General features: G+C 61.1%; 26 protein-coding genes. 1 reads left to right on the forward strand and 25 read right to left on the reverse strand.

The features are described 5' to 3' along the window. Position 1 precedes the first annotated feature (1 nt). From F3J37_RS21945 to F3J37_RS22060, 24 genes are all read right to left on the reverse strand, one after another. Positions 2-406 (reverse strand): hypothetical protein, encoded by a 405-nt coding sequence (locus F3J37_RS21945; RefSeq protein ID WP_166935794.1) that lies wholly within the window; start codon positions 404-406, stop codon positions 2-4. A gap of 10 nt (positions 407-416) precedes the next feature. Further along, the gene (gene traF / locus F3J37_RS21950; RefSeq protein WP_034822879.1) at positions 417-1,214 is read right to left on the reverse strand and encodes a type-F conjugative transfer system pilin assembly protein TraF; all 798 of its coding nucleotides are present in this window, start codon (positions 1,212-1,214) and stop codon (positions 417-419) included. Next, positions 1,214-3,070, reverse strand: a complete 1,857-nt coding sequence (traN, locus tag F3J37_RS21955) for a type-F conjugative transfer system mating-pair stabilization protein TraN (RefSeq protein ID WP_166935796.1) — start codon at positions 3,068-3,070, stop codon at positions 1,214-1,216. Before traN ends, traF begins: the two co-directional genes overlap by 1 nt. Continuing rightward, positions 3,067-3,693 carry a type-F conjugative transfer system pilin assembly protein TrbC gene (gene trbC / locus F3J37_RS21960; RefSeq protein ID WP_166935798.1) on the reverse strand — a complete coding sequence of 209 codons (627 nt, stop codon included), beginning with the start codon at positions 3,691-3,693 and terminating at the stop codon, positions 3,067-3,069. The genes traN and trbC overlap by 4 nt, the downstream gene beginning before the upstream one ends. Before the next feature lie 9 nt (positions 3,694-3,702). Beyond that, entirely contained in the window at positions 3,703-4,695 is a 993-nt protein-coding gene (traU, locus tag F3J37_RS21965) for a conjugal transfer pilus assembly protein TraU (protein ID WP_166935800.1), read from the reverse strand. Then, positions 4,692-5,033 carry a hypothetical protein gene (locus tag F3J37_RS21970; RefSeq protein WP_166935802.1) on the reverse strand — a complete coding sequence of 114 codons (342 nt, stop codon included), beginning with the start codon at positions 5,031-5,033 and terminating at the stop codon, positions 4,692-4,694. The genes traU and F3J37_RS21970 overlap by 4 nt, the downstream gene beginning before the upstream one ends. Before the next feature lie 148 nt (positions 5,034-5,181). After that, positions 5,182-5,469, reverse strand: coding sequence for a hypothetical protein (locus F3J37_RS21975; protein ID WP_166935804.1), 288 nt, complete (start codon positions 5,467-5,469; stop codon positions 5,182-5,184). 41 nt (positions 5,470-5,510) lie between these two features. Then, positions 5,511-6,206 (reverse strand): hypothetical protein, encoded by a 696-nt coding sequence (locus F3J37_RS21980; protein ID WP_166935806.1) that lies wholly within the window; start codon positions 6,204-6,206, stop codon positions 5,511-5,513. Between the two features lie 10 nt (positions 6,207-6,216). Beyond that, a complete protein-coding gene (locus F3J37_RS21985) occupies positions 6,217-6,780 on the reverse strand; it encodes a hypothetical protein (RefSeq protein ID WP_166935808.1) in 564 nt (187 codons plus the stop codon). 175 nt (positions 6,781-6,955) lie between these two features. After that, complete coding sequence (locus F3J37_RS21990) at positions 6,956-7,240, reverse strand: hypothetical protein (RefSeq protein WP_166935810.1); 285 nt, start codon at positions 7,238-7,240, stop codon at positions 6,956-6,958. After that, on the reverse strand, positions 7,237-7,860 hold the full coding sequence (traW, locus tag F3J37_RS21995) for a type-F conjugative transfer system protein TraW (protein ID WP_166935812.1): 624 nt from the start codon (positions 7,858-7,860) through the stop codon (positions 7,237-7,239). The genes F3J37_RS21990 and traW overlap by 4 nt, the downstream gene beginning before the upstream one ends. Then, entirely contained in the window at positions 7,857-8,321 is a 465-nt protein-coding gene (trbI, locus tag F3J37_RS22000) for a type-F conjugative transfer system protein TrbI (protein WP_240154158.1), read from the reverse strand. Before trbI ends, traW begins: the two co-directional genes overlap by 4 nt. A 14-nt stretch (positions 8,322-8,335) precedes the next feature. Further along, complete coding sequence (gene traC / locus F3J37_RS22005; protein ID WP_166935814.1) at positions 8,336-10,981, reverse strand: type IV secretion system protein TraC; 2,646 nt, start codon at positions 10,979-10,981, stop codon at positions 8,336-8,338. Between the two features lie 255 nt (positions 10,982-11,236). Beyond that, a complete protein-coding gene (traV, locus tag F3J37_RS22010) occupies positions 11,237-11,773 on the reverse strand; it encodes a type IV conjugative transfer system lipoprotein TraV (protein WP_166935816.1) in 537 nt (178 codons plus the stop codon). Positions 11,774-11,976: 203 nt separating this feature from the next. Next, on the reverse strand, positions 11,977-12,156 hold the full coding sequence (locus F3J37_RS22015; RefSeq protein ID WP_166935818.1) for a hypothetical protein: 180 nt from the start codon (positions 12,154-12,156) through the stop codon (positions 11,977-11,979). A gap of 54 nt (positions 12,157-12,210) precedes the next feature. After that, the gene (locus tag F3J37_RS22020) at positions 12,211-12,459 is read right to left on the reverse strand and encodes a hypothetical protein (RefSeq protein ID WP_166935820.1); all 249 of its coding nucleotides are present in this window, start codon (positions 12,457-12,459) and stop codon (positions 12,211-12,213) included. 105 nt (positions 12,460-12,564) lie between these two features. Next, positions 12,565-13,071 carry a hypothetical protein gene (locus F3J37_RS22025; RefSeq protein ID WP_166935823.1) on the reverse strand — a complete coding sequence of 169 codons (507 nt, stop codon included), beginning with the start codon at positions 13,069-13,071 and terminating at the stop codon, positions 12,565-12,567. Between the two features lie 11 nt (positions 13,072-13,082). Next, entirely contained in the window at positions 13,083-13,469 is a 387-nt protein-coding gene (locus tag F3J37_RS22030; RefSeq protein ID WP_166935825.1) for a hypothetical protein, read from the reverse strand. Continuing rightward, complete coding sequence (gene rfaH / locus F3J37_RS22035) at positions 13,466-13,978, reverse strand: transcription/translation regulatory transformer protein RfaH (RefSeq protein WP_166935826.1); 513 nt, start codon at positions 13,976-13,978, stop codon at positions 13,466-13,468. The genes F3J37_RS22030 and rfaH overlap by 4 nt, the downstream gene beginning before the upstream one ends. A gap of 12 nt (positions 13,979-13,990) precedes the next feature. Further along, a complete protein-coding gene (gene traB, locus F3J37_RS22040; protein ID WP_166935828.1) occupies positions 13,991-15,388 on the reverse strand; it encodes an F-type conjugal transfer pilus assembly protein TraB in 1,398 nt (465 codons plus the stop codon). Continuing rightward, positions 15,385-16,122 carry an F-type conjugal transfer protein TraK gene (traK, locus tag F3J37_RS22045; protein ID WP_166935830.1) on the reverse strand — a complete coding sequence of 246 codons (738 nt, stop codon included), beginning with the start codon at positions 16,120-16,122 and terminating at the stop codon, positions 15,385-15,387. Before traK ends, traB begins: the two co-directional genes overlap by 4 nt. 4 nt (positions 16,123-16,126) lie before the next feature. Next, positions 16,127-16,726, reverse strand: coding sequence for a TraE/TraK family type IV conjugative transfer system protein (locus F3J37_RS22050; protein WP_034822826.1), 600 nt, complete (start codon positions 16,724-16,726; stop codon positions 16,127-16,129). Between the two features lie 44 nt (positions 16,727-16,770). After that, complete coding sequence (gene traL, locus F3J37_RS22055) at positions 16,771-17,073, reverse strand: type IV conjugative transfer system protein TraL (RefSeq protein WP_034822825.1); 303 nt, start codon at positions 17,071-17,073, stop codon at positions 16,771-16,773. Positions 17,074-17,080: 7 nt separating this feature from the next. Then, on the reverse strand, positions 17,081-17,473 hold the full coding sequence (locus tag F3J37_RS22060; RefSeq protein WP_166935832.1) for a type IV conjugative transfer system pilin TraA: 393 nt from the start codon (positions 17,471-17,473) through the stop codon (positions 17,081-17,083). Positions 17,474-17,683: 210 nt separating this feature from the next. Between F3J37_RS22060 and F3J37_RS22065 the strand changes: the two genes are divergently transcribed. Continuing rightward, positions 17,684-18,289: a hypothetical protein gene (locus F3J37_RS22065; RefSeq protein WP_166935834.1), complete on the forward strand. Its 606-nt coding sequence runs from the start codon at positions 17,684-17,686 to the stop codon at positions 18,287-18,289. 516 nt (positions 18,290-18,805) lie between these two features. On the opposite strand, the gene F3J37_RS22070 is transcribed toward F3J37_RS22065, so the two are convergent. Next, positions 18,806-19,195, reverse strand: a complete 390-nt coding sequence (locus F3J37_RS22070) for a relaxosome protein TraM (RefSeq protein ID WP_166935836.1) — start codon at positions 19,193-19,195, stop codon at positions 18,806-18,808. Positions 19,196-19,661 lie beyond the last annotated feature (466 nt).

Genomic DNA, 19,661 nt, shown 5'->3' on the forward strand with positions numbered 1-19,661 from the left:
TTTATCCTTGTGCACGGCGACGCAGCGCCCACGTCGCCAGGCTTACGGTGAGAGAAAGCAGCACGCCACACTCATACAGTGACAGCAGCGTGCCGTCAGTCCGCGCCGCCCACGCCTCTGCGCTGAGCGGTGACTTAATGCAGGGCGCAGGCGCACCCTGAGGAAGTGTAGTCGCGGACGGGGTCTGCGAAGCGCAGTCCCACACCTGCCCCGGCGGCGCGTTACGCACCAGATTTTCAGCGGCGTTAAGAAGCATCCTGCCGGCGCTGCCCGCATTGTGTGACATCAGTAAAAACAGCAGAAAGAACAGCAGCGCCGGGTGGATAACCAGCGTCTGCAGCAGCAGGTTCGGCAGGCCCCGGGCAGCGCGCAGCCGCCCGTGCCAGACGGGTGAAAACGTCAGCATCACTCAGTCCTCAGAAGTTAGGTTTAAAGCCGGTGGCCACGTTGAGAAAGCGCTTTGCCAGATCGTCCTGCGTCATAAAGCCGTAGGCGAGCGGGCGGAAGCTTTTTGACTTCGGGTCAACCAGGAACAGCGCCGGGAAGTGGGTGATGCCCATGCGCGCGCTCTGCCCGCCGTCCTGACGACTCTCAGGCACCTGCGGCGACACCGTGCCGTCCACGCTCACCGGTATCAGCGAGACGTGGCGCAGGCGGGCAAAGTCCGCCACCACCCCCGCCATCTGCGCGTCTATCGGGTCCCCGCCCCGGTAGAAGTAGAACAGACCGTACTGTCCGGCGAGTTCGCTGATGGCCTGCGTCTGCTCCTCCTGGTCACGGGCCTGCTGCAGCGGCGCGGTGCTGTTGTAGTGCGGGTGCTCGAGGTTGTAATCGAGGTCCGGGTGGTCAAGCTGCGCCACCGCGAACGACTGGCTGAACATCGAGGCCCGGTCGGTCCAGAACTTCTGCCAGCGCAGGAAGGTGGCCGTGTTCTCCGCTGACGGGTGCAGGATGGCGTTGTTCAGCGCCTCCTTCGTGTAGCCTTTCAGCACGTCAGCCTGCTCCGAGGGCGACAGCCGGCTGAAGTCCGGCACCCGCGGCGAGGGCTGCGGCTTCGGCGCGGGCGGGTCCGGCTTTTTCTTCGGTTCGTTGTACCAGTGCCAGCCGGTGAACGGGTCGGCCGGCGTCACCACGGCGTCGGCGGGCGGCGCGTCGTCCGCCACCGCCTGACAGGTGGCCGCCATCAGCAGGCAGGCCAGCAGCGTCTGCTTCATTATTTTCCTCCCGTCTGGGCGTTAACCTGCGCGGCGATGCGATCTTTCGCCTGCTTCACCATGGTGGCGGAGTCAGGGATTTTCTGGTTGGCCACGAGGTCGCTGTAAAAGTCCTGGAAGTTAATCAGGTCAAAGTTGATGGCCTGCAGCTCGGGCACCGTAATGCCCCGGCAGTTGGGCGAGTCACCGCTGCCAAAGCTCACGTGCAGCTGGTCGCGTCGGCCCTGCTCCTGGATGATGCGGGCGAGCTTGCCGCCGAACACGCAGTAGGCCTGCTTTTTCTGCACGCACACCCCGAGCACCGCGCGGTTGCAGGCTTCACCGACCAGCACCGTGACTTTCTTCGCTTTAGCTTTGCCGATGGCCATCTCGTCGCTGTTGCAGTTGGCGAGCCCCGCGCTGTTACCCCAGCCGGTGTCAACGCAGCAGTTGGAGAATCCGGCCATCGCCTTACGGCAGTAGAGGGCCTGTCCGGTAAACGCCTTAACGTTCACCTGGTCGGCCTTCACGTCGTCGCCCGCCGAGGCCAGCCCGGCGAGTTTGGCCACCGCGGTATCAAAGCCGCTGTCGCCCGCCCCGTTCGTTTCATCACAGCTGCCGGACTGGCAGATATAGTCTCCGCCGCACAGCAGGCCCTGCGAGCTGTAGGTGGTCTGACACTGGTACGTATCCTGCTCGTGCAGGCAGGTGCTGCCTTCCGCCTGCGTGCAGTTGCGGGCTGCGACGGTGCAGTTTTTGTTAGCCATCAGGGTGCTGCAGTTGCCGGCTGAACTCACCGGCACGATGTAAGCGTCCGAATACTGCCAGCAGCTCTGCGTCTGGGAATAAGTCTGCCCGTCAGACGTCATGGAGCGGGTTCCGCCCGGATCTGTGCATACGCTCCCGGCGGTCGCCGTCGCTGAAGACTTATCAAAGCCACAGCTTTCCGTCCAGGTGGTGGCGGCCTGTTTATCCGATACGATGACCTGATAGGTGACATCCAGATGAAAAACGGTCGTGCCATCCCGCAGATAACCAACCAGCGTCGTGGTGGGTTTTGAATGGTTGCTGCCTGACTGCCCCTGCGGGGTGATAACGGCCGTGTAAGTCTGCCCGGCGTTAACCGTCAGCCCCGTAACGTTCAGGGATACGGCACCCGATCCGTATTGCAGACCCACGCTGTTATTCAGCATGTCCACAGCGTAATTAAAACCCGTGCTGTAGGACGGTGCAGGCGTATAAACCAGCTGCGTGCTGCCGCTGAGAAGCGTGGCCGTCTCAGGGAAGGTGAAACTGACCTGCAGCCGGTCTTCACTGCCTATGCGGGAGGCGTCCGTCAGGGTGAGGCTAAGCGTTCGGGTCTCGGTATGGCTGGAACCGGTCACGATAACGCTGCCGGTACGCGCACACGTCTGCACCTGCGCCACGTCGCGGTCGCAGCTGTAGTTCTCAAACACCGACTTTGACACCACTTTAGTGGTGCACTGCGTGTTGGTGCCGTCCACGATGGTGCTGCTGTTCGCCTCGGCGTTTTTACCGTTCTGAATAAAGTCGGCGTTCGGGTCAATGGTTACCGCCGGATTCTTCGTGGACGAGTCGGTGATGGCCTGCCCGGCCTCGTTCTGACTGAGTTCGGTCTGGCCCTTGTCGCTGATGCCGCCGTCACCACCCTGCACGCCGCCGTAGTAGCCGCTCTGCGAGGGGCTCGACGTATAGCCCGGGATAACGGATGACGGATCGGTATTTTTCGCCGCCGCCGTTCCCTGCCCCTTGCTGCTGCCCGCAAGGCTCGCCCCGGCGCTGTAAGCATCGCTGGCCGCATCGGCGTGAGCATGCTGCGCCACGAGGAGCGCCAGGAATGGGATAAGCCACTTCATCGCGCTTCCTCCGTGCCCTGCAGCATCTGCGCGGCCGTTCCGGCGCAGTCACCGCGCTGCTTCACCTCTTCCAGCGCCTGCTGCACCGGCAGGCTGCCGTAAAGTACGTCAAACTTCCCGCCGCAGGTGACGACCAGCGCGGGCACGGCCTTAATGCCGTACTGCTGGTACAGGGTGGGGTCAATCTGCACGCCCGCCTGCTTGTCCTTTTTGGACAGCTCAAACATCTTTTCCGCGGTCTGGCGGAAGTCATTGTTCAGCAGGCCGCGCAGCGTGGCCGGAATGCCGAAACGGCGCGCATCCGCGAGCATCGGCAGCAGCCCCTCTTCCGGAATGCCCAGGCTCACGAAGTACACCGCGCGCGGCGCCGGGCGGCTCGCGCTGTTCTGGTCTGCCTGCGCGGCGGCAATCTCATTCTGCATCTGCGCCACCCGCGCCTGCTGCGCGTCGGGCAGGGTAATGTTCGTGCCCTGCAGCTGGCTTTTGAACAGTTCAAGCTCGCGCTGCTGCTGTTTCATGTACGTCATGTCGCTGCCGGAAATCACGGTCTGCTCTGCCGCCTGCGCGGACGCGCAGAGCAGCGCGGCGCTGAGGGCCAGCGCCGTAGTCAGTGGAATATTCATGCTGAGTCCTTACAGGTAAACGCAGTTGCGCTTGCGCCACATCAGGTAGCCGAAGTTCTTCTTCGACGACGGGGAGTTGTGCACCGATCCCCACAGCTGCGTGGTGGTGCCGAACGGGTGACAGTCCGAGGGTTCGGGGTACATGTTCACCATCTGATAACGCCAGCGGGACTTAGGTATGATCGGGGACGGATATTCGTAGCATACGGCCACGTCCGCCCCGACCGTCTCCATCACCAGTCCCTCCCGGTGCAGCTTGAAGGCCATGCGCTCGCTGACCAGCAGCGAAGCCTCCAGCGGGGAAAACTCGTTGCTGGTAAAGCCCGTGAACGGGTACATCGAGCCCTGCGCACCGGCGCACCAGAACAGCGGGTCCAGCGGCACGCCCGCGGTGGAGGCGATGGAGTCCGCCGCGCAGGCGCCCTGCGCCAGTAGGTTGCTGAACAGCGCCACCTCCGGGTTTAAAATCATCGCCAGCGTGCTGTCGTTCCAGAGCGGGTCCACCTCGGAGAGGTAGGCAATGTCCATGTCGCCGGTCTGCATGCAGCCTTCGCTGGTGATGATGTTGAGCCAGTAAATCAGGGGGTACTTGTACCAGTGCACGTGATAGAAGCTCCCGGGCGTCGGCGCGTCGCTCTGCCCCCCGCGCCCGGTGCCGGTGCGTCCGAGGCCAATTTTGAAACCGCCCATGTTCACCATCACGCCCGGCTCGCGGGTCACGTCGGTGAGCGCCAGCGGCTCCCAGAAGCCGATGGCCAGCCCCAGCCGATAAAAAATACCGTAGGGGCACAGCTGAATCGGCGAGGCCGGGTTCGGCGTGTCCGGATGGGCGCCGGATGCCAGCTGGATGCTGCCGAGCGTCATGGGAAACAGGCACTTCCAGCACACGTCGCTGATGGGGTTCACCCAGCGGCCGTCGCCGGCGTTGCTGGTTGCCGCCATCACCGGTTTTGCCATGATGGCCGCCGTCAGCAGGCACATTATCAGGAGAAAGCGCCTCATGCGTCCGGCCCCCCGGCATCAGGTCTGAGCCATACGCACACCGGGCCGTCGTCCGTGTCGTGGATGCTGCCGGTAAACCAGCCCTCGCCCGCCGGGCCCGAAGGCTGCCACGCACTGCAGTTGCCGGTGTTCCGGTAGTCCGACATCATCCAGTCCGGAACGTCGTTTTCCATCCAGGTAGTCGCCGCCTGCAGATGATGCGCGTTAAGCCAGGCCTCAAACTCGCTAGGCTGTGGGTATTCATTGCCGTCTGTCGGCAGAAAAAAGGCCGGATGCGTCCAGCCGCCCCAGCGATCGCGCACGACCGTCTGAGCCGATATTTCAGCGGGGTGTGTCATAAGAGGAAATTCCGTGGTTGCGGCAGCGGGGCTGCCGGGGTCAGACGTTAATCAGGCCTGCCTGCGGGGGGCAGGCTGAGGCGTACCGCAGCGGACGCGAGGAACGAACAGCCTGCGCGACGCGGGGAGGGAACGGAGTGAGTATCAGTCAGTAATGCGGAAGAAAAAACACCAGTACACAGGCGGATGCCAGGGTAACGATAATGGCCATGATAAATTCCAGCACCACGTTAACGCGATCTTTGCGCCACCGCGCGTGCCAGAATGCCGCGTCTCCGTTCTGCATGGCCGCGTTGCGCCGCTCTTTACGACGCAGCCCGCGGAAATCCGCCACCGCACGCCACCACAGCGTGGCCACCACCAGGCCCAGCACAATGAGCAGCGCGTAGTGTGTCAGCGAAAAACTGAATTCCCAGTGCCATTCCTTATCGTACATTCCATGATCCTCCCCTATCCGATGATGCGCCAGTGCGTATGTTACCCGTTAGCAGTATCGCCTGCCGGAGATTCGGCAGGGAAGGTACGGAAGGCCCAGCCGCTGTCGTCAGCATGCGACGCTCCGTCTGCGTCGCCTTTCTCAAGTCTGTCTGCCACTTCTGACAGATAAAATGAAAGCATCGCTGCGGTGGTGTGCCGGGTGCCCTGCAGCAGGATGGCCACGCGCGCCTGGCTGTCGGGCATCAGGACGTATTTAAACCCGCGGCGCCACGCGCCGGGGCGGGTATTACTGCCGTACTCATCCATAAACACGGACGGTCCCGTTTCGGTGATCCGTGAGGCAATGTACCACATCAGGCCCGGCGGAAGCCCCGCGTCAGCGAGACAGTCACAGCTGAAATTCCCCGCACCATTGCGCGACAGTTCGCCGGACGCCGCCCGCAACGCTGCCGGAATATCGCTCGTGAGTGAGCCAGGCGGCCCGCACCACATCAGGCTTATCTGCGTGAGCGGCCACGCGTGCCGGAACCATCTGTCGGTCACGCCGAGGCGCTGCAGCTTCGCGTTGTATTCCCCTCCGGCCTTTTCCATGCCATTCCGGTGAAGGGGCTGTTCTTCAGGAGGGACCTTTTGACGACCGCGCGAACTTTCAAGTAGAAAGTTAATAAGATTAATTAACCCTCCCCCTGCCAACACGGCTATTACGGACAAAACGCCTGTTTCGGTGTATGTCATATTCTGCTCCTCACTCCGTTGACCCGCGGTCAGTCGGCGGATTCACCTCACGCCTGATGACATACCAGCCCGCCGCCTCTGCGCCGCGCTGACACCAGTCCGCCCAGCTGCCCGCGTAACCGTCTCTCGCCGCCTGCAGCAGGAAATCTTCCAGATCGGCCTCACTCCGCTGCGGCGAAATATGGCGTGAGCGCGCTTTTACAATTGCCGCCCCTGCCAGCGCGCGCGTGTCGTGCGGCAACGCCACTTTTTCCCCTGCATCGGTGCCGAAGGTAAACCCTTCCGCCTCTATGGCGGCCGCGAAGGCGGCCAGCAGCTGCTGCCAGTAGGCGGTCTGCTCATGCGCGAGTGCGAGTGCGGCCATTGCCGGACTGCCAAACGGTGCCGGCGCGGGCGACGGGATGCCGTGCATGACGGGGCCGGAAAGTTTAACCCTGCATCGTTTGCATGGGCGGAGAGGCAGAAGATGAAGTATTACCCGGGCGATGACACAGGCCAGAACGAACAGGACGATCATCAGGGCATAGCCCGGAATACCTCCACCGTTTTCGCTGGTCTGGCAGTGATCTGACATGCATTCGCTCAGGTAATAATCATGACCCGCCGTCTGAGTCTGTACGACTGCCTCCCTGCTGAAGTGCGTCTGCGGCGCGGGCGCGCTCCGGACCGGGTGCGCAGCTGGCTCTGCGTCTGGCTGGGTGGAGCGTACTGGAGAAAACGTCCCGTCAATAACCAGGTGTGGCACCCGCTCATTCTGCATGAGGCACCCCGGTCAGGACCGTCATGCCGAACTGGCGCATCACCTCACCCACGTCTTTGTCCGTGAGCGACGCCAGCACGATAGCCGACCGGACCTCTCCGCTGCACGCCAGCAGCGTCTGCAGCGCCGCGCGTAAAATCATCGACTCCGAGTACAGCGGGAACTCTGCGGTCATGCGGCGCAGCCCGGATTTGTCGTCGTCATCCAGACGCACCTGCGCGTTGTGACGTTTTACCTTCTGCGGGGCCGTCTGCCCCCGTGCGTTGTGACTCATTTCAGCGCCACCTCCTCCACCTTCAGCATCCTGTCGGCGCGCGTGATGCGCACCGGCGTGTGCTCAAAGCCGAATTTTGTTGTTAACGTGCCGTACTGGTCGAAGTACACCGGCTCGTCCAGCGTGATGCTGCTGTCGTGCACGTTGCCCTTCACCAGAATGACCTTAAAGTTCTGCTGCCCGGCGAGCTGCGGCTTCAGCCACGCCATCTGCTGCGGGTTGTCGCCGTCAATGAAGTACAGCGTCTCGCTGAAGGCGACCTTATCCAGCGGGTTAACCTTATCGCCCGCCCGCGCGATGACGTTGCCGCGCATGTCCCGGACGGTCTCGCGCACCGTGAAGGTCGGGTCATACAGAAACGCGCGGTCCGTTTTCGCCGGCGTCAGCCCGGCCACCGGTGCCGGCCTGACGGCGTGGGCTTTCACCCGCGCCTCCGCCTCACGCTGCAGCCGGTCCATTTCGCCGCTGTCCTTCATGCCCTGCAGACGCTGGCCGATAAAGGTCAGCAGGTCGGGCTCGGCAATCGGAAACAGATGCCCGACAGTGCCCAGCTCTTTCGCCTGCGCGGGATAAACAACCGCTGTAGCGAGCAGAACAACCGCTGTGGCGAGCCGCCTCATGGCGCCGCCTGCATCTGGCGGGCAATGTCGGCCTGAATCACCGGGGTGATGTCGGTGACGCCGGCCACCACCGCGCCCTTCACCAGGATGACGCCGCCGTGCGCGGCCTGCCAGTCCGACAGGCTCGCGTCCAGCGACGAGCCGAAGCGCTTCGTGAGCGCCTCCAGCTTTTCCTTATCCAGCGCAGACTGCGCCGTCTGCTGGCGGAAGGTGTCGATGGTGCCTTTCATATCAAACACCACGTAGTCCGGCTGCACCGCCTGCGCAACCAGCGCGCTGATGCCCGCGCTGAGCGTGATGACCAGCGCGGCAAACGCCGTCAGCCGGACGTCACGACGGCGCAGCAGGCCAGGGGAAGCCTTCACGGTGACCCCGTCACGTACGCTCCGTTCGCTCAGATCAGGCTGTTCGCTCATCGTTTCGCCCTCCACAGTGGATAGGGCGTGTTTGTCTTCCTGCATGGTTGATTCCTCTTTTAAGCGGGGGTCAGGCCGGCCCAGCGCTCCAGCTCCAGCATCTCGGCCTGATACATGCGGGGTTCGCAGGCCAGCAGGTATGCGGCCTCCTCGCTGGTTGCCCCGGCCTTCTGCGCCTCGGTCATCCACTCGTAGTCCTCGCCCGTGGTGCTGAACATTGCGCGCGTGACCGGGTCAACGAAGACGCGGTAAAACGAACTCTGTTCGCCCATGGATATCATCACGGAGCTGAAGCCCGTCAGACGTGCCTTGGCGAAACCGCGGATAATCTGCGTTTCCATCTCGGTAAACTGGTCCGGACTGGCGTTGAGGTAGGTCTTGAAGGCTTTGGCTTCCTGCAGCAGCGTAATTTTGGTGCCGCTGTTATCCCAGGCCGCGGCGGCGGCGGACGGTGCCGGCTTGTCAGGCAGACCGGTAAAGTCCTTGATGCCCTGCGTGATGGTGACAAACGCACCGCGGTGACGGCGCACCGTGCGGTAGCCGGTTTCAATAAATCGCGCGGCGTGCGGGTTCTGCCCGCTGAACAGGCGCCAGGCCTCGTCAATGATGGCCACCTTCTTGAGGCTGCGCGGCGAGTGGTACATCTTCTCCTGAATCGCCAGAATCAGGGAGTACAGCACTGCGGACAGCAGGTGAGGTCGTTTTTCGAGGCCGAGGAGTTCCAGTACCGTAAAGCGCGTTTCCCCGTCGAGCGTCGGGCTGTCCGAGTTAAAGTACTCACCGTCGCTGCCCCACGTGCACCAGCGGTCCAGCAGCAGCACCAGCTCGTTGATGCGGCTCATGATGGTAGGCTGCTGCCCGTATTCGTCCCGCACCGCCCCGGATTTCATGTACAGCACGACGTCATCGATGCGCGCCCTGTTCTGCTTCTCCTCGTACGCCGCCACCACGCCTTTCTGCAGGATGGCTTCGCTGACCTCGTCCAGGTTGCCCTGCGGGCTCGCCAGTACGGTCAGCAGGCCGGTAATGCCCTCCGCCGACTCGGCGATGTCCGTTACGTTGGCAAACGGATTGAAGCGCAGCGTCTCGCCGTCCAGATACGAGCCGCCTGCCTGACGGCAGTAGTTTTTATAGCTGCCACCCATGTCGATAACCCAGGCAAAACCCTGTGCGTTCAGTACCTCGCGCAGGATCCCCTGAATCAGGAAGCTCTTGCCCGCGCCCGACGTGCCCGTCACGCCGATGTTGAAGTTGGTCGAACCGTTTTCCTCATCGAACATGTCAAAAAACGCCAGCTGATTACGGTAGGTGGCCAGCGGTATGCCGCGCGGCGACATCTGACGCTCGGCCACCACCGGCATCAGGTTCACGGCGTTAAAGCTCTTGCAGCGCAGGGTGGCGTTCATGTGCTTCATGTCGTCCCACAGCCCCTCCTGCATCAGGAACGGCAGCGACGTCAGCCAGTTACGGAGCTGCTGGTAGCGCGGCGTTGACATCTCCAGGTCATTTTTGCGGAACACGTTAATGGCCGAGAGTTCACAGCGCTGCTGCTCGCTGTCGCTGTCGGGCGTGAACAGCGTGAGGTTGAGATTAAAGCTGCACATGGCAATTTCGTTGCTGGCCAGCCCCATGCGCAGGTCGCGCCACTCCTCGTAGGTGCGCTGCGTGTTGGGGAACAGCTTGCCGTAGGAGGAGTTGGCCTTCTTGCCCATGTCCTGCTCCTTACGAAACGCTTCGTTCTGGCTGCTGACCTGGTCTTCCACGCAGATGGTCCAGCTCAGCAGGAACGGACAGGGAATACCGAGATCGGGAAAGCGCATGTTCTGCAGGTTGTCGGCCGCCTGCCAGAGCGCGAACTGCTTCGGCACCTTGGTGAGCTGCATGTTCACGATGCGCGTGCTGGCCACCGCGGACGTCGTGCCATCATCAACGGCCCGGTCGCCGGGCTGGCGTGCGGTGATGAGCCGCAGGTGGTCCGGATGGACCTCCATCTCGGTACTGGTGTCCACGCACTGGCGGTGCAGCTCCTGCTCCGGGTTCCAGTGTTCGCTGGCCGCGCTGACCTGCCCGGGGCGGTAGTTGAGCTGCTCGCGGATGACGGACAGAAACTCCGTCGGCCCCACGCGGCGGGTATCCATGGACGCCGACATCAGCGACACGCGGACGGTTTCACGAAGGTGTGTCACGGCGTCCATCGACTTAATGCCACCCGTGCCGAGGTGCGCATACACCAGGAACACGCGGTAGTTGCGCAGATACAGCGGATATTCACGCTCGTTGGCCAGCCCCTTCAGCGCCGAGCGCTCCCAGAAGGCTTTGGTAATGGCGTTCAGGCGCGGCGCCATGTCGCCCTTCCACATGTCGCGGCTCAGCCCGTGCTCCAGCATGTCGCCCACGCACTTGCTGGCTACCATCAGCACCGTGACCGGCGTCTTGCGGGGCAGCTTTTTGCGCAGCAGGTCGTCCAGCGCCTGCACCACCTGCTGGTTGGCGCCGGCGAGCGGAGCCACCTCCAGCATAAAGCCCACCGAGCGGTTATTAATGAAGAGATCGGACTTCTCGTCGAACTCGCGCCACGGCAGAAGGCTGGTGAGCGAAGGATAGCTGAAGCTCTCCTGCAGCTTCTGACGGGCAAGCTTTGCGCCACCCTCGTCCCGGCTGCTGCTGAGAATACCGGCGAGGTGATCGATAACGTTACTGATCATCGCCATCCTCCTGACAATTGTCCTCAGTACGGAAGCGGTATACAGAACCCAGCGTCTCCGGATACAGAATGGCTGACTCAGCGTCACGAAGCGGAGCGGACTTTCCGGCACCGGGAGTGCCAGGCGCAATGAAATGCCCATAAGGAGGTACATCTACTATCAGCAGCCCGGGCCGGCCCCGGTGATGCAGTGCGGCCGCAGACGCTGCGGACGCCGGCTGCCCATGCGCAGCGCAGAAAGAAAATCGCTTTTTCATTATTCCCCCTCGCTGATGACGCGGAAGTCTTCATCCCAGCGCGATTTCTGCTTCACAAACTCGACCACGGCGGGCTGATGGAAACTGTCCTGCTCGTCGACCCACGGCGCTATCCACAGGCGCTGCGTGGCGTCCGGGATGCGGCGGGCGTCCACCTGTCCCGGTCCGCTGTAGTCCCCCGGCACCACCGGTGCCGCTGTACGAACCGGCACCGTGTACGCGCGGAGGCTGTCTGCGCTCAGCGCCTGGCCGGAGACAGGTCGGGGTGTCAGCGACGCCGCGCTCACGGGGCGGTAAGGGTTAACGGCGGGCTTCACGTTGCCGGGCGTCGCCAGCGCCTCAGCCGCAGGCTTTGGGCCGGCCTCCTTCTGCGCGGTCAGGTCGTCCAGGCTTTTACCTTTCGATGCCAGTTTGCTGGCATCGGACATCGACAGGCACTGGTCGGTGGCGGTTTTATTGCAGTCAAAGTCAGAGTTCATGCCGGCGCAGCCGGTGAGCGCAGCGCACAACAGTGCGCACGCAAAAAGTTTTTGCATGGGGTGATCCTCAGTGGCGGCCGGGCCGCCACGCTAATTAAGATGAATGGAACGGTGATAATGCCGGGTACTGCGGGATGCCCTGGTGAAGGCACAGTGATGCTTATATCGGACGGGAATGACTCAGCAGAGCTGATGCAGCATCAGCGTTATCCCGGCGGTGAAGCAGGCCAGTACGCTGAAAAATGCGAGTCGCTGAAAGCTCATCTGCATAAGGCCTCCTGCGGCTGGCTGTCAGCGGCAAGATATTGCTGAATCGCCTCGATTTCAGTGAGCAACGCCGCCAGCTGGCAGCTGCTCGCCTGCGTCTTCCACGCTTTCCGGTAACGGAGCTGCAGCGCGCAGAGGCGGATACGCTGTTCCCTGCGGGTACGTTTATTCATGGCTGCCCCCTGAAGTGAAGGTGAACTCATGACGCTCAGGTTTTATCACCGCCTTCACCTCTTTTTCCAGAGGTTAAGGCGGAACATTTCCAGCAGACAGAGGCTTGCGGGACCCAGCAGCGCGAGTATCCAGAACAGCCACTCCGTGTCGCAGCCCAGCGCAAAAGCATACAGGGCAACCGGCACGGCGTACCAGAACGGGTGCACCCGGTGCGCCCGCGCCGGACGGCGGGCCAGACTGCGCTGACGCAGGCGGGCGATGCGGCGGCGGGTAAGTTGTTCACTGCAGGTACGTCTATCCATGGCTGCTCCCGTTACCCACACAAGGTGAATGACAGCCCGTCCGGTACGCGGCCATCATGCGCATCCGCCTCAGGTGGCGATGCCGCCGCTTTTCCACTGATGTATTCATCTGGCCCCCCGGAACATCATCTGAAAAAAAGTGAGAAGCCAGCATATAACCGACGAAAATACCGACGGATAAACCGGCCAGCCGGGGTCCGTCACAGGCAGCTGCCAGTTCCAGAACGCCACAAAGAACCAGCATACCGGCAGCAATGCCCATACAAATGCCATGATGCCGGCAATCATGACCTGTTCAATGCAGTCAGTGCGCCACTGCCACCAGATGACGCCGGCGGAAATCACCAGGGACAGACGCCAGAATGGCCAGCCGGGGAAACCCACCGTCCCCGAGCGCATCCCCCAGGCGACGATAGCCGTATTGATGATCAGCAGCAGGGATATGGAATAAAACGCCGGCCGCTGATACGTTTTGATGCGGCCTATAAATGTCCGGATCATGCTGCCTTCCCGCGCGCGGTAAGGTGAAAGCGCAGGTGGCTTTCCACCGGCACGCGCACCTGCCGGGCGGGTCAGGCTGCGCTGCCGGCGATTTTCTGCTGGAGTGTTCATATATATTTCCCCTAATACTGGCGGTTCATATAGACCATGAACCAGCACAGAACCGTTGAGACGGTGGCCGTAACGCTCAGACATTCAGGATTCGGGGCAGTCAGCTGCCAGTTCCAGAACGCCACAAAGAGCCAGATCGCTGGCAGCAGCGTCCAGGTGCCTGCCATGATGCCGGCAATAAACACCGCTTCATCCTGGTCATCGTCGTTTCGCATCATCATCGCGGCCACGGCCGAGAAAATCACGGAGAACCGCCATAGTGGCCAGCCGGGGTGGTGCGCTAATCCCGAATGCATCAGCCAGGCAACTACGGCGGTATTGATGACCAGCAGCGTGGTCACAGCATAAAACCCCGGGCGCTGACACTTTTTCACGCGCTCCTTGAATGTCCGGATCATGCTGCCTCCCCGCGTGCGGTGATGTGAAAGCGCATGTGGCTTTCCACCGGCACGCGCACCTGTCGGTTTATCAGGGTCAGCAGCAGAACGGCGCGCTTCATGCCGTCCGGCTCGCACCATACCGCCTCCAGTCCCTCAAAGGCCCCGTCCTCGATCATCACGCGGTCGCCGTCCAGCGGCGCATCCGTGTCGAGCGGGACGCCCTCCCAGCCGGCCTCCAGCTGCGAGATGACGTGGTCGGGCACCACCGACGGCAGGCCGCCAAAGCTGATGAGAGTGGATATCCCCCGCGTGCCCTTGATGGAAGTGGTGTGCACCACCTCCGGATCGAAGCGTACAAACAGGTAGCCCGGAAAGAGCGGCTGCGGCGTCACGCCGCGCACCCTGCCGTTGCGCAGGCGGACGCGGGAGAACACCGGCAGCAGGCAGGTGACGCCCTGTTCAGTAAGATGCTGCTGTGCGTACTTTTCCTGCGCCCACTTCGTCTGTGCCACGTACCAGTTTTCCATCTCTCACTCCTGTCAGTTAATGGTGTCGCCGAGGCGCAGCTGGCTGGCCTGACGCAGAACTTCATCGGGGTTTAACACCAGGGCGCTGTTGACGCCGCCGCTGACCGGCTGGTTCGCCGCGGTCTGCTGGACCACCGGCTGCGGCGCCTCTTTCTTCGCCTTCTCAGCCTCGGCGTCCTCGATGGTTTCCAGCCGGAAGCCCTGCTGGAACACCACGGTCACGGCGTTACCGGCCCCGATATCAATCACCGGGTGATACTGCTCGGCGCGCTTGATCCAGTACTGGCTCAGCGTGTCCGCCGCCTTGCTGGCGCCTCCGCCGATGCCCTGTTTGAAGATGTCACCCGCGCCTACTGACGCGCTGCCGCCGAGTCCCACCGTCGGCGTGGCGACGGACTTGATGCCCTCACCGAAGCCGGACAGCAGGCCGGCCGCCCCGGCGTTGGCGATGATGGCGCCGTTACGCATCACCGGCTTGCCGCGGATGCCCACCTTGCCCTGGAAGGACACGTGGCCGTCGAACGGCATGTCGATGTGCTTGCCGTTCTTCAGGATGCAGCTGATGTTTTTGGTACGCACCTCGCCGCGCTCGCTGGAGATATCGCCGTACATTTCCCCGGTGACGCGGCACTGGTCCATATTCCAGGTCTTTCCGTTGGGCATGGAGACGTCCCCGAGCAGGGTAATGACCACCGGCGAGGTGTTCTGCTGACCGGTCACGCTGGCATTGGCGTCGGCGCCCTCAATCATCACCGCCTCGGAGAAGGAGCCGGAGGGAATCCAGGGCAGCTTCGTCTTTTTGTCGGTGAGCGAGGCGTAGGTGAAGGTGTCGCGGTTCAGGCCGCCCGGACGCACCGTGCCGGCGCCGGGGTAGAAGCCCTGCCCCTGCGGCTGTCCCTGCGCGGGATAGAACTGTGCGCCCTGTCCCGCAGCCGATCCGCTGCCCGGATTATTGATGCTCCACTGCGCCGGTCCGGACGGTCCGCCGGAAACCGGGCCGCCAGCAGGCGGTGTTGCCGCCGGTGGCGTCACGGTCGTGCCGTTCGGCGCCCTGTTTCCCTGTGACTGCTGCGTCTGCAGCTGCGCGATGGCGTCAGCCATCGTGCTGAGCTGCTTTTTCAGCTCGTCGTTCTGGTTTTTCAGCGAGCTGGTCAGCTCGCCGAGGTTCCGCTCAAGGCCCGCGGTCTTGTTCTGCTGCTGCTGCAGCGCGGAGGTGGCCACGCCCTCGGTAAAGGAGGTGGTAATCAGGCCGCCGGTCAGGTTCGGCGCTGTCGTCGGTGCAGGGCGGTTCAGCTCCGCCTGATGGTGCGAGTAGGCCCAGATGCCGCCGCCCACCGCCAGCATGACCGCAGCGGACACGCCGGCAATCACCCACTGGCGGCGGCGCGTGGCGGTATTGATGTTGCTCATGACCCGCCCTCCGCGTCAGTGGAGAAAATCACCCACACGAAGCCCTCGCCGTTTGCATACAGGGTGCGGGTCGACAGCATCACGCCGCGCACGCCTTTCTGCCAGAACTGCTTTTCGCTGAGCGCGCGCGTGACGTAGCCGGTGTTTTTCATGCGGTAGCGCATCACCCGCAGGTGCGAGCCGGCAAGCTGGCGCTCCGGCGTCAGCAACACCCCTGCGGGCGGATTATACGCCGGGCCGCGCGAGGCCTTCACCTCGGTGTAGTTATCCGGTACGTCGCCGTTGACGACGCTGCGGGCCACGCTCACCAGCGTTTTCTGGAAGGGCTGACTCTCCTCCCACGCTTTCGCGTCCGGGTTGGAATTCAGCGGCACGTCTGCCGGGATCAGGTGCAGCGTGCGGCCGTTGCCGGGTTTGGGGGAAACGTCTATCGAGACGCCGACGCCCCCGGCGGTCTCCAGGAAGATGGTAAAGTCCTGCCCGGTGAGGGGCGTAATCAGCAGCGCGCCATCGGCGGTGTTGGCCTTCGTATAGGCGTTTTCGGGACCGGTGATGCCGGTAATCAGCTCCCCGTCGATGATGATTTTATTGGGGCTGGTGTTGCTCATCTGCGCCTTCAGGTGCGCGTTGTTTTCAAACGGCGTACCGGCCGGTCCGGGCACGGCGGCCTGCGCGGCGGCAGGCAGCAGCGCCAGCGCGCCGGCAACGGCGATGGCGGAAAGGGTCATTTTCATGGGTTCAGTCCTGTTGCGGGCGGCGTTCAGGTTGGGTCCAGGGCACCTCGGGGAAGGCCGTCAGGCGGATAAGGCCGTCCACGTAGTGCACGCTGAGCCGGTAGGCTTTGTGCGCATCCGGAAGCGAAGTCTTCAGGTTGCCGTTGATGGTGCTGGCGCTCAGCGTGCCCTGGGCGATGACGTCGCCGGTGGTGGTGTCGGTCATTTCGTCATCGATGCGGAACACGGAGGAGACGCCGTTCTTTTTGATGTACTCGGCTTCGGCGGCAAGCTGCTTTTTCATGTCGTCACGGTTTTCAGCGGGAACAAAGCGCAGCAGGGCGGCGTGCTGGCTGTCCACGGTTTCCGGTGTGACGGAGAGGCGGAGGTTAATGAAAGAGCGCACCAGCATGCCGTTTAAGGCCGCGTCTCCGGAGGCGGAACCGGAGGTGAACGGGCGGTCAAAAATCATCGGGGTAGTGATGGTCCTCTGCGTTTTAGCAAAGTGCCACGCCAGCGCGCCCGTGACGACGGTGCTGGCGGCGAGAATAAACACGAGCAGCGAAAGCGCGCACAGGGCCAGAATGATTACCCGGTTGCGCCCCTCCCGGACCTGATACTTCATAGCGTTATCCTTTTAATAAGCGCCACCCGGAGGCGGCGCGCGGGTTACTGCATCCAGTGCCGGTTGCCCGAATCGGGCACGCGACGGAACTGCAGCCGGAGCAGCGCGGTGGGCAGGTACCAGTAAAGAAGGTTCATGAGCCACCAGGTGCCCTGCCCCTTCTTCAGGTGGCGAACCAGCAGCCAGAGCGCGGCGGCCACAATCAGCATCACGATGAACATGTCGCAGAAAAAGCCGATGACGCCGCACGCAAGGATGAGCACGGCCTCCTCGGTGGGGAGTCCGGCAAGGCGCTTCTGCTCATTGAGGGTTTCCGGGAACTGGTACTGAAGCGATTCCCTGTCCATAACGGGGTCAGCCGGCGAGGCTGAAGAAGACGCGGGTGATAACGATGAGGAACGGGATGCCGCCGACCAGAATCATGGGGTTACGTACCTTGATGTAGGCACCAATGGAAAGGATGATTTCGGCGATGTACAGCCCCCACTCGACGGTGCTGCCGTGGCCGAAGGTATCTTTAGCGTCCCCCTTCTGGCTGGCCAGCAGGTCTTCGGCGCGGACCAGGTGCGGCAGCGCGAAGGCCAGGATGGCCAGCGCCATCAGCAGCACGTTCGCGCGGTGGCGCGAAAGCAGGCTAAAGGCGCGACGGGTGATGCCGATATGTCCCTGTGGCGCCGCCTCGCTGAGCGCCGGGCAGGCTCCCGCAGACCCCTGCACCTGTGCCGGGTGTGACGTGACAACTTTCATGTGTAAAACCCTCGATTTGAGTTAAAGAAATGTCAGTGTGCGTAAACAGACGTAACGCGTCGTAAGTGTACATTTTCTCAAAAAAAAAAAATCTGTGACGCATGTCACACTTTTAAGGACTCTCATGCATTTTTTTAGGATTAATCCTGAAAGGGCGTGGCGTACGCTTGCTGCCTGTCCAGGGTGAGCCTCGAAAGGGGGTAATAACGCATGAAAGTAAAAGAAAAGATGGGCGACGGGCGCGGACGACCGCGTAAATATGCCCGCGGTGAAATGCAGTACCGGAAACTGTGGCTGCCGGAAAATCTGCTGATGGAATTACGCGTGGCGGCGCGCGTCCGGCGATTTACCACCAACGATGAAATCATCAGCCGGTTAATAACGTCGATGCAGTTTTCACCCCGCCGTCACGTCATAAAAACGGATGAGGGACAGCGGCTGGTTGCGCTGGCCAGAATGTTCGATGAGTTTATTCAGTCGCGTCTGGATATTATCCGGGCGGAGTTTCAGCAGAATGAAATGAGACAGGCAGAAAAGAAACCGTTCGCCCCCGGAAAAAATACGGCCTTCAGCAGCAGCTTTCCGGAGAATTTACGGCGTGACATGGAAATCAGCGCCCGCTTTAACCGCCGCAGCGTGAACATGGAAATACAGCAGCGCCTGCTGGCCTCGCTGAATTATTTAACGGAGCAGCAGCTGCCGGAGAACGAAGAGGTCAGAAGGCTGCGCGAGCTGGCCATATTATTTGACGAGTTTATTCTGGAAAAAGTGGTGGTGGCCGAGAATCCGCTCACGGGTAAACAGCAGGAGTCCTGATTAAAAAAACACCTGATTATTTTCATTAAAATTAATAAATAGTCTGCTCATCCACTCCCTTTATTTTCCACAGCAGAGATTGAAACCAGAGGCATTGCCGCCGCAGCGGGAGTATTCACGCACGGCGGCCATGAGAAATAACTATATAGTAAACTCATTGGGTCATGAGAAGGTGAATAAGATTAACCTTCCTGAGTAACGATACTGTTATCCAGAAGCTTTGCCTGAAATTTTTGACAAGCAGGATGGCTTACACAGACTCAACGTCAATGCTATAAAAGTTCCAGCCTTAAAGAGTAATTCACCCCACTCTTCACCTCACCTGAAAAAGCCATATCGTTTTATTTCACCGAATAATCACGGTTACGGAGTGAATGAATCAGAGAGAGCTCAAAAAAAAACATCCTGTGCAACTGGATTAAAGCCACCATCAAGGGCACTCATCAGCCAGAGCAGCGGATGGTGCATAATCCGGTAGTGTTACGCTACCGGATTTAAAATCTTATACAGAGAAAGTCACTCTTCAAGAATAAAGTGCTTGCTCTCGGCTTTATCTTCAACCGTGCTCATTCCTGTCAGGTTCTGGTCAATCATCTCTTCCAGCGCCTGCGGCCCGGACTCACCGCGCAGATGCAGATACATTTCAGTGAGCATGGCCATCATGATGCTGGTTCCCTCACGGGTGCCCGCCACGCGGCGTATTAAATCCCGGTTAAATTCTTCCATGTCGAATTTATTCCCCTCGCCCTGGTGTTTTTTCACCATCAGACCGATGCCGACGAGTTCATTCACAACGGAGGAAAAGTTAACCTCTCCGTGACTGGCACCATTTTGCAGTTCAATCTGCACGAGTTCCTGCACTTCCCTTTCCGTTTTTTCTTTAAAGTAGATGTTCCTGCGCGCCATGCGGATATTCCTTGTGAGCCGGGATTATTTCAATCCTGCCGGGTATGTTTAATTTTAAGTATTTTAATCAGGGAGCAATGCTGAGCGACTGCATTCCGGTATAATCTCGTTTACCGTATTATTTACTCCGGTTTTTGTGTGTGTCAATCCGGCACTGTGTAATTTATCCGGAAGGTGTGTGAATCCGGCACTGTGAGGGTGGCCGGTGTGTGTTAATCCGGCACTTCAGCACGTTTTTATGTGTGTTAATCCGGCACTGTAGTATGTTTTTATGTGTGTTAATCCGGCACCATGGCTGCTTTTTATGTGTGTCAATCCGGCACCATGCCACGCCAGTTATAAACTAAACTGTTGATTAAATTTGATAACCACAATTAACACACACTACAGTGCCGTTTGCAGTGCCGGATTGACACACCAAACGGCACCGCATTAACACACAATCAGGCACTGCACTGACACACAA

This window comes from Candidatus Pantoea communis (assembly GCF_011752685.1).
GTDB lineage: Bacteria > Pseudomonadota > Gammaproteobacteria > Enterobacterales > Enterobacteriaceae > Pantoea > Pantoea communis.

Bases quoted from the DNA above. Each gene is read 5' to 3' on its own strand.
- F3J37_RS22050 (WP_034822826.1), bottom strand. From the start codon at position 16,726: ATGAAGTATCAGGTCCGGGAGGGGCGCAACCGGGTAATCATTCTGGCC.
- F3J37_RS22015 (WP_166935818.1), bottom strand. From the start codon at position 12,156: ATGAATAAACGTACCCGCAGGGAACAGCGTATCCGCCTCTGCGCGCTG.
- traK (WP_166935830.1), bottom strand. From the start codon at position 16,122: ATGAAAATGACCCTTTCCGCCATCGCCGTTGCCGGCGCGCTGGCGCTG.
- traC (WP_166935814.1), bottom strand. From the start codon at position 10,981: ATGATCAGTAACGTTATCGATCACCTCGCCGGTATTCTCAGCAGCAGC.
- F3J37_RS21970 (WP_166935802.1), bottom strand. From the start codon at position 5,033: ATGACACACCCCGCTGAAATATCGGCTCAGACGGTCGTGCGCGATCGC.
- trbI (WP_240154158.1), bottom strand. From the start codon at position 8,321: ATGCAGGAAGACAAACACGCCCTATCCACTGTGGAGGGCGAAACGATG.
- trbC (WP_166935798.1), bottom strand. From the start codon at position 3,693: ATGAATATTCCACTGACTACGGCGCTGGCCCTCAGCGCCGCGCTGCTC.
- F3J37_RS22020 (WP_166935820.1), bottom strand. From the start codon at position 12,459: ATGGATAGACGTACCTGCAGTGAACAACTTACCCGCCGCCGCATCGCC.
- F3J37_RS22070 (WP_166935836.1), bottom strand. From the start codon at position 19,195: ATGGCGCGCAGGAACATCTACTTTAAAGAAAAAACGGAAAGGGAAGTG.
- traL (WP_034822825.1), bottom strand. From the start codon at position 17,073: ATGGACAGGGAATCGCTTCAGTACCAGTTCCCGGAAACCCTCAATGAG.
- F3J37_RS22060 (WP_166935832.1), bottom strand. From the start codon at position 17,473: ATGAAAGTTGTCACGTCACACCCGGCACAGGTGCAGGGGTCTGCGGGA.
- F3J37_RS22030 (WP_166935825.1), bottom strand. From the start codon at position 13,469: ATGATCCGGACATTCAAGGAGCGCGTGAAAAAGTGTCAGCGCCCGGGG.
- F3J37_RS21990 (WP_166935810.1), bottom strand. From the start codon at position 7,240: ATGAGTCACAACGCACGGGGGCAGACGGCCCCGCAGAAGGTAAAACGT.
- traF (WP_034822879.1), bottom strand. From the start codon at position 1,214: ATGAAGCAGACGCTGCTGGCCTGCCTGCTGATGGCGGCCACCTGTCAG.
- F3J37_RS21985 (WP_166935808.1), bottom strand. From the start codon at position 6,780: ATGTCAGATCACTGCCAGACCAGCGAAAACGGTGGAGGTATTCCGGGC.
- rfaH (WP_166935826.1), bottom strand. From the start codon at position 13,978: ATGGAAAACTGGTACGTGGCACAGACGAAGTGGGCGCAGGAAAAGTAC.
- F3J37_RS22065 (WP_166935834.1), top strand. From the start codon at position 17,684: ATGAAAGTAAAAGAAAAGATGGGCGACGGGCGCGGACGACCGCGTAAA.
- traW (WP_166935812.1), bottom strand. From the start codon at position 7,860: ATGAGGCGGCTCGCCACAGCGGTTGTTCTGCTCGCTACAGCGGTTGTT.
- traB (WP_166935828.1), bottom strand. From the start codon at position 15,388: ATGAGCAACATCAATACCGCCACGCGCCGCCGCCAGTGGGTGATTGCC.
- traN (WP_166935796.1), bottom strand. From the start codon at position 3,070: ATGAAGTGGCTTATCCCATTCCTGGCGCTCCTCGTGGCGCAGCATGCT.
- F3J37_RS21980 (WP_166935806.1), bottom strand. From the start codon at position 6,206: ATGACATACACCGAAACAGGCGTTTTGTCCGTAATAGCCGTGTTGGCA.
- F3J37_RS21945 (WP_166935794.1), bottom strand. From the start codon at position 406: ATGCTGACGTTTTCACCCGTCTGGCACGGGCGGCTGCGCGCTGCCCGG.
- traU (WP_166935800.1), bottom strand. From the start codon at position 4,695: ATGAGGCGCTTTCTCCTGATAATGTGCCTGCTGACGGCGGCCATCATG.
- F3J37_RS21975 (WP_166935804.1), bottom strand. From the start codon at position 5,469: ATGTACGATAAGGAATGGCACTGGGAATTCAGTTTTTCGCTGACACAC.
- F3J37_RS22025 (WP_166935823.1), bottom strand. From the start codon at position 13,071: ATGAACACTCCAGCAGAAAATCGCCGGCAGCGCAGCCTGACCCGCCCG.
- traV (WP_166935816.1), bottom strand. From the start codon at position 11,773: ATGCAAAAACTTTTTGCGTGCGCACTGTTGTGCGCTGCGCTCACCGGC.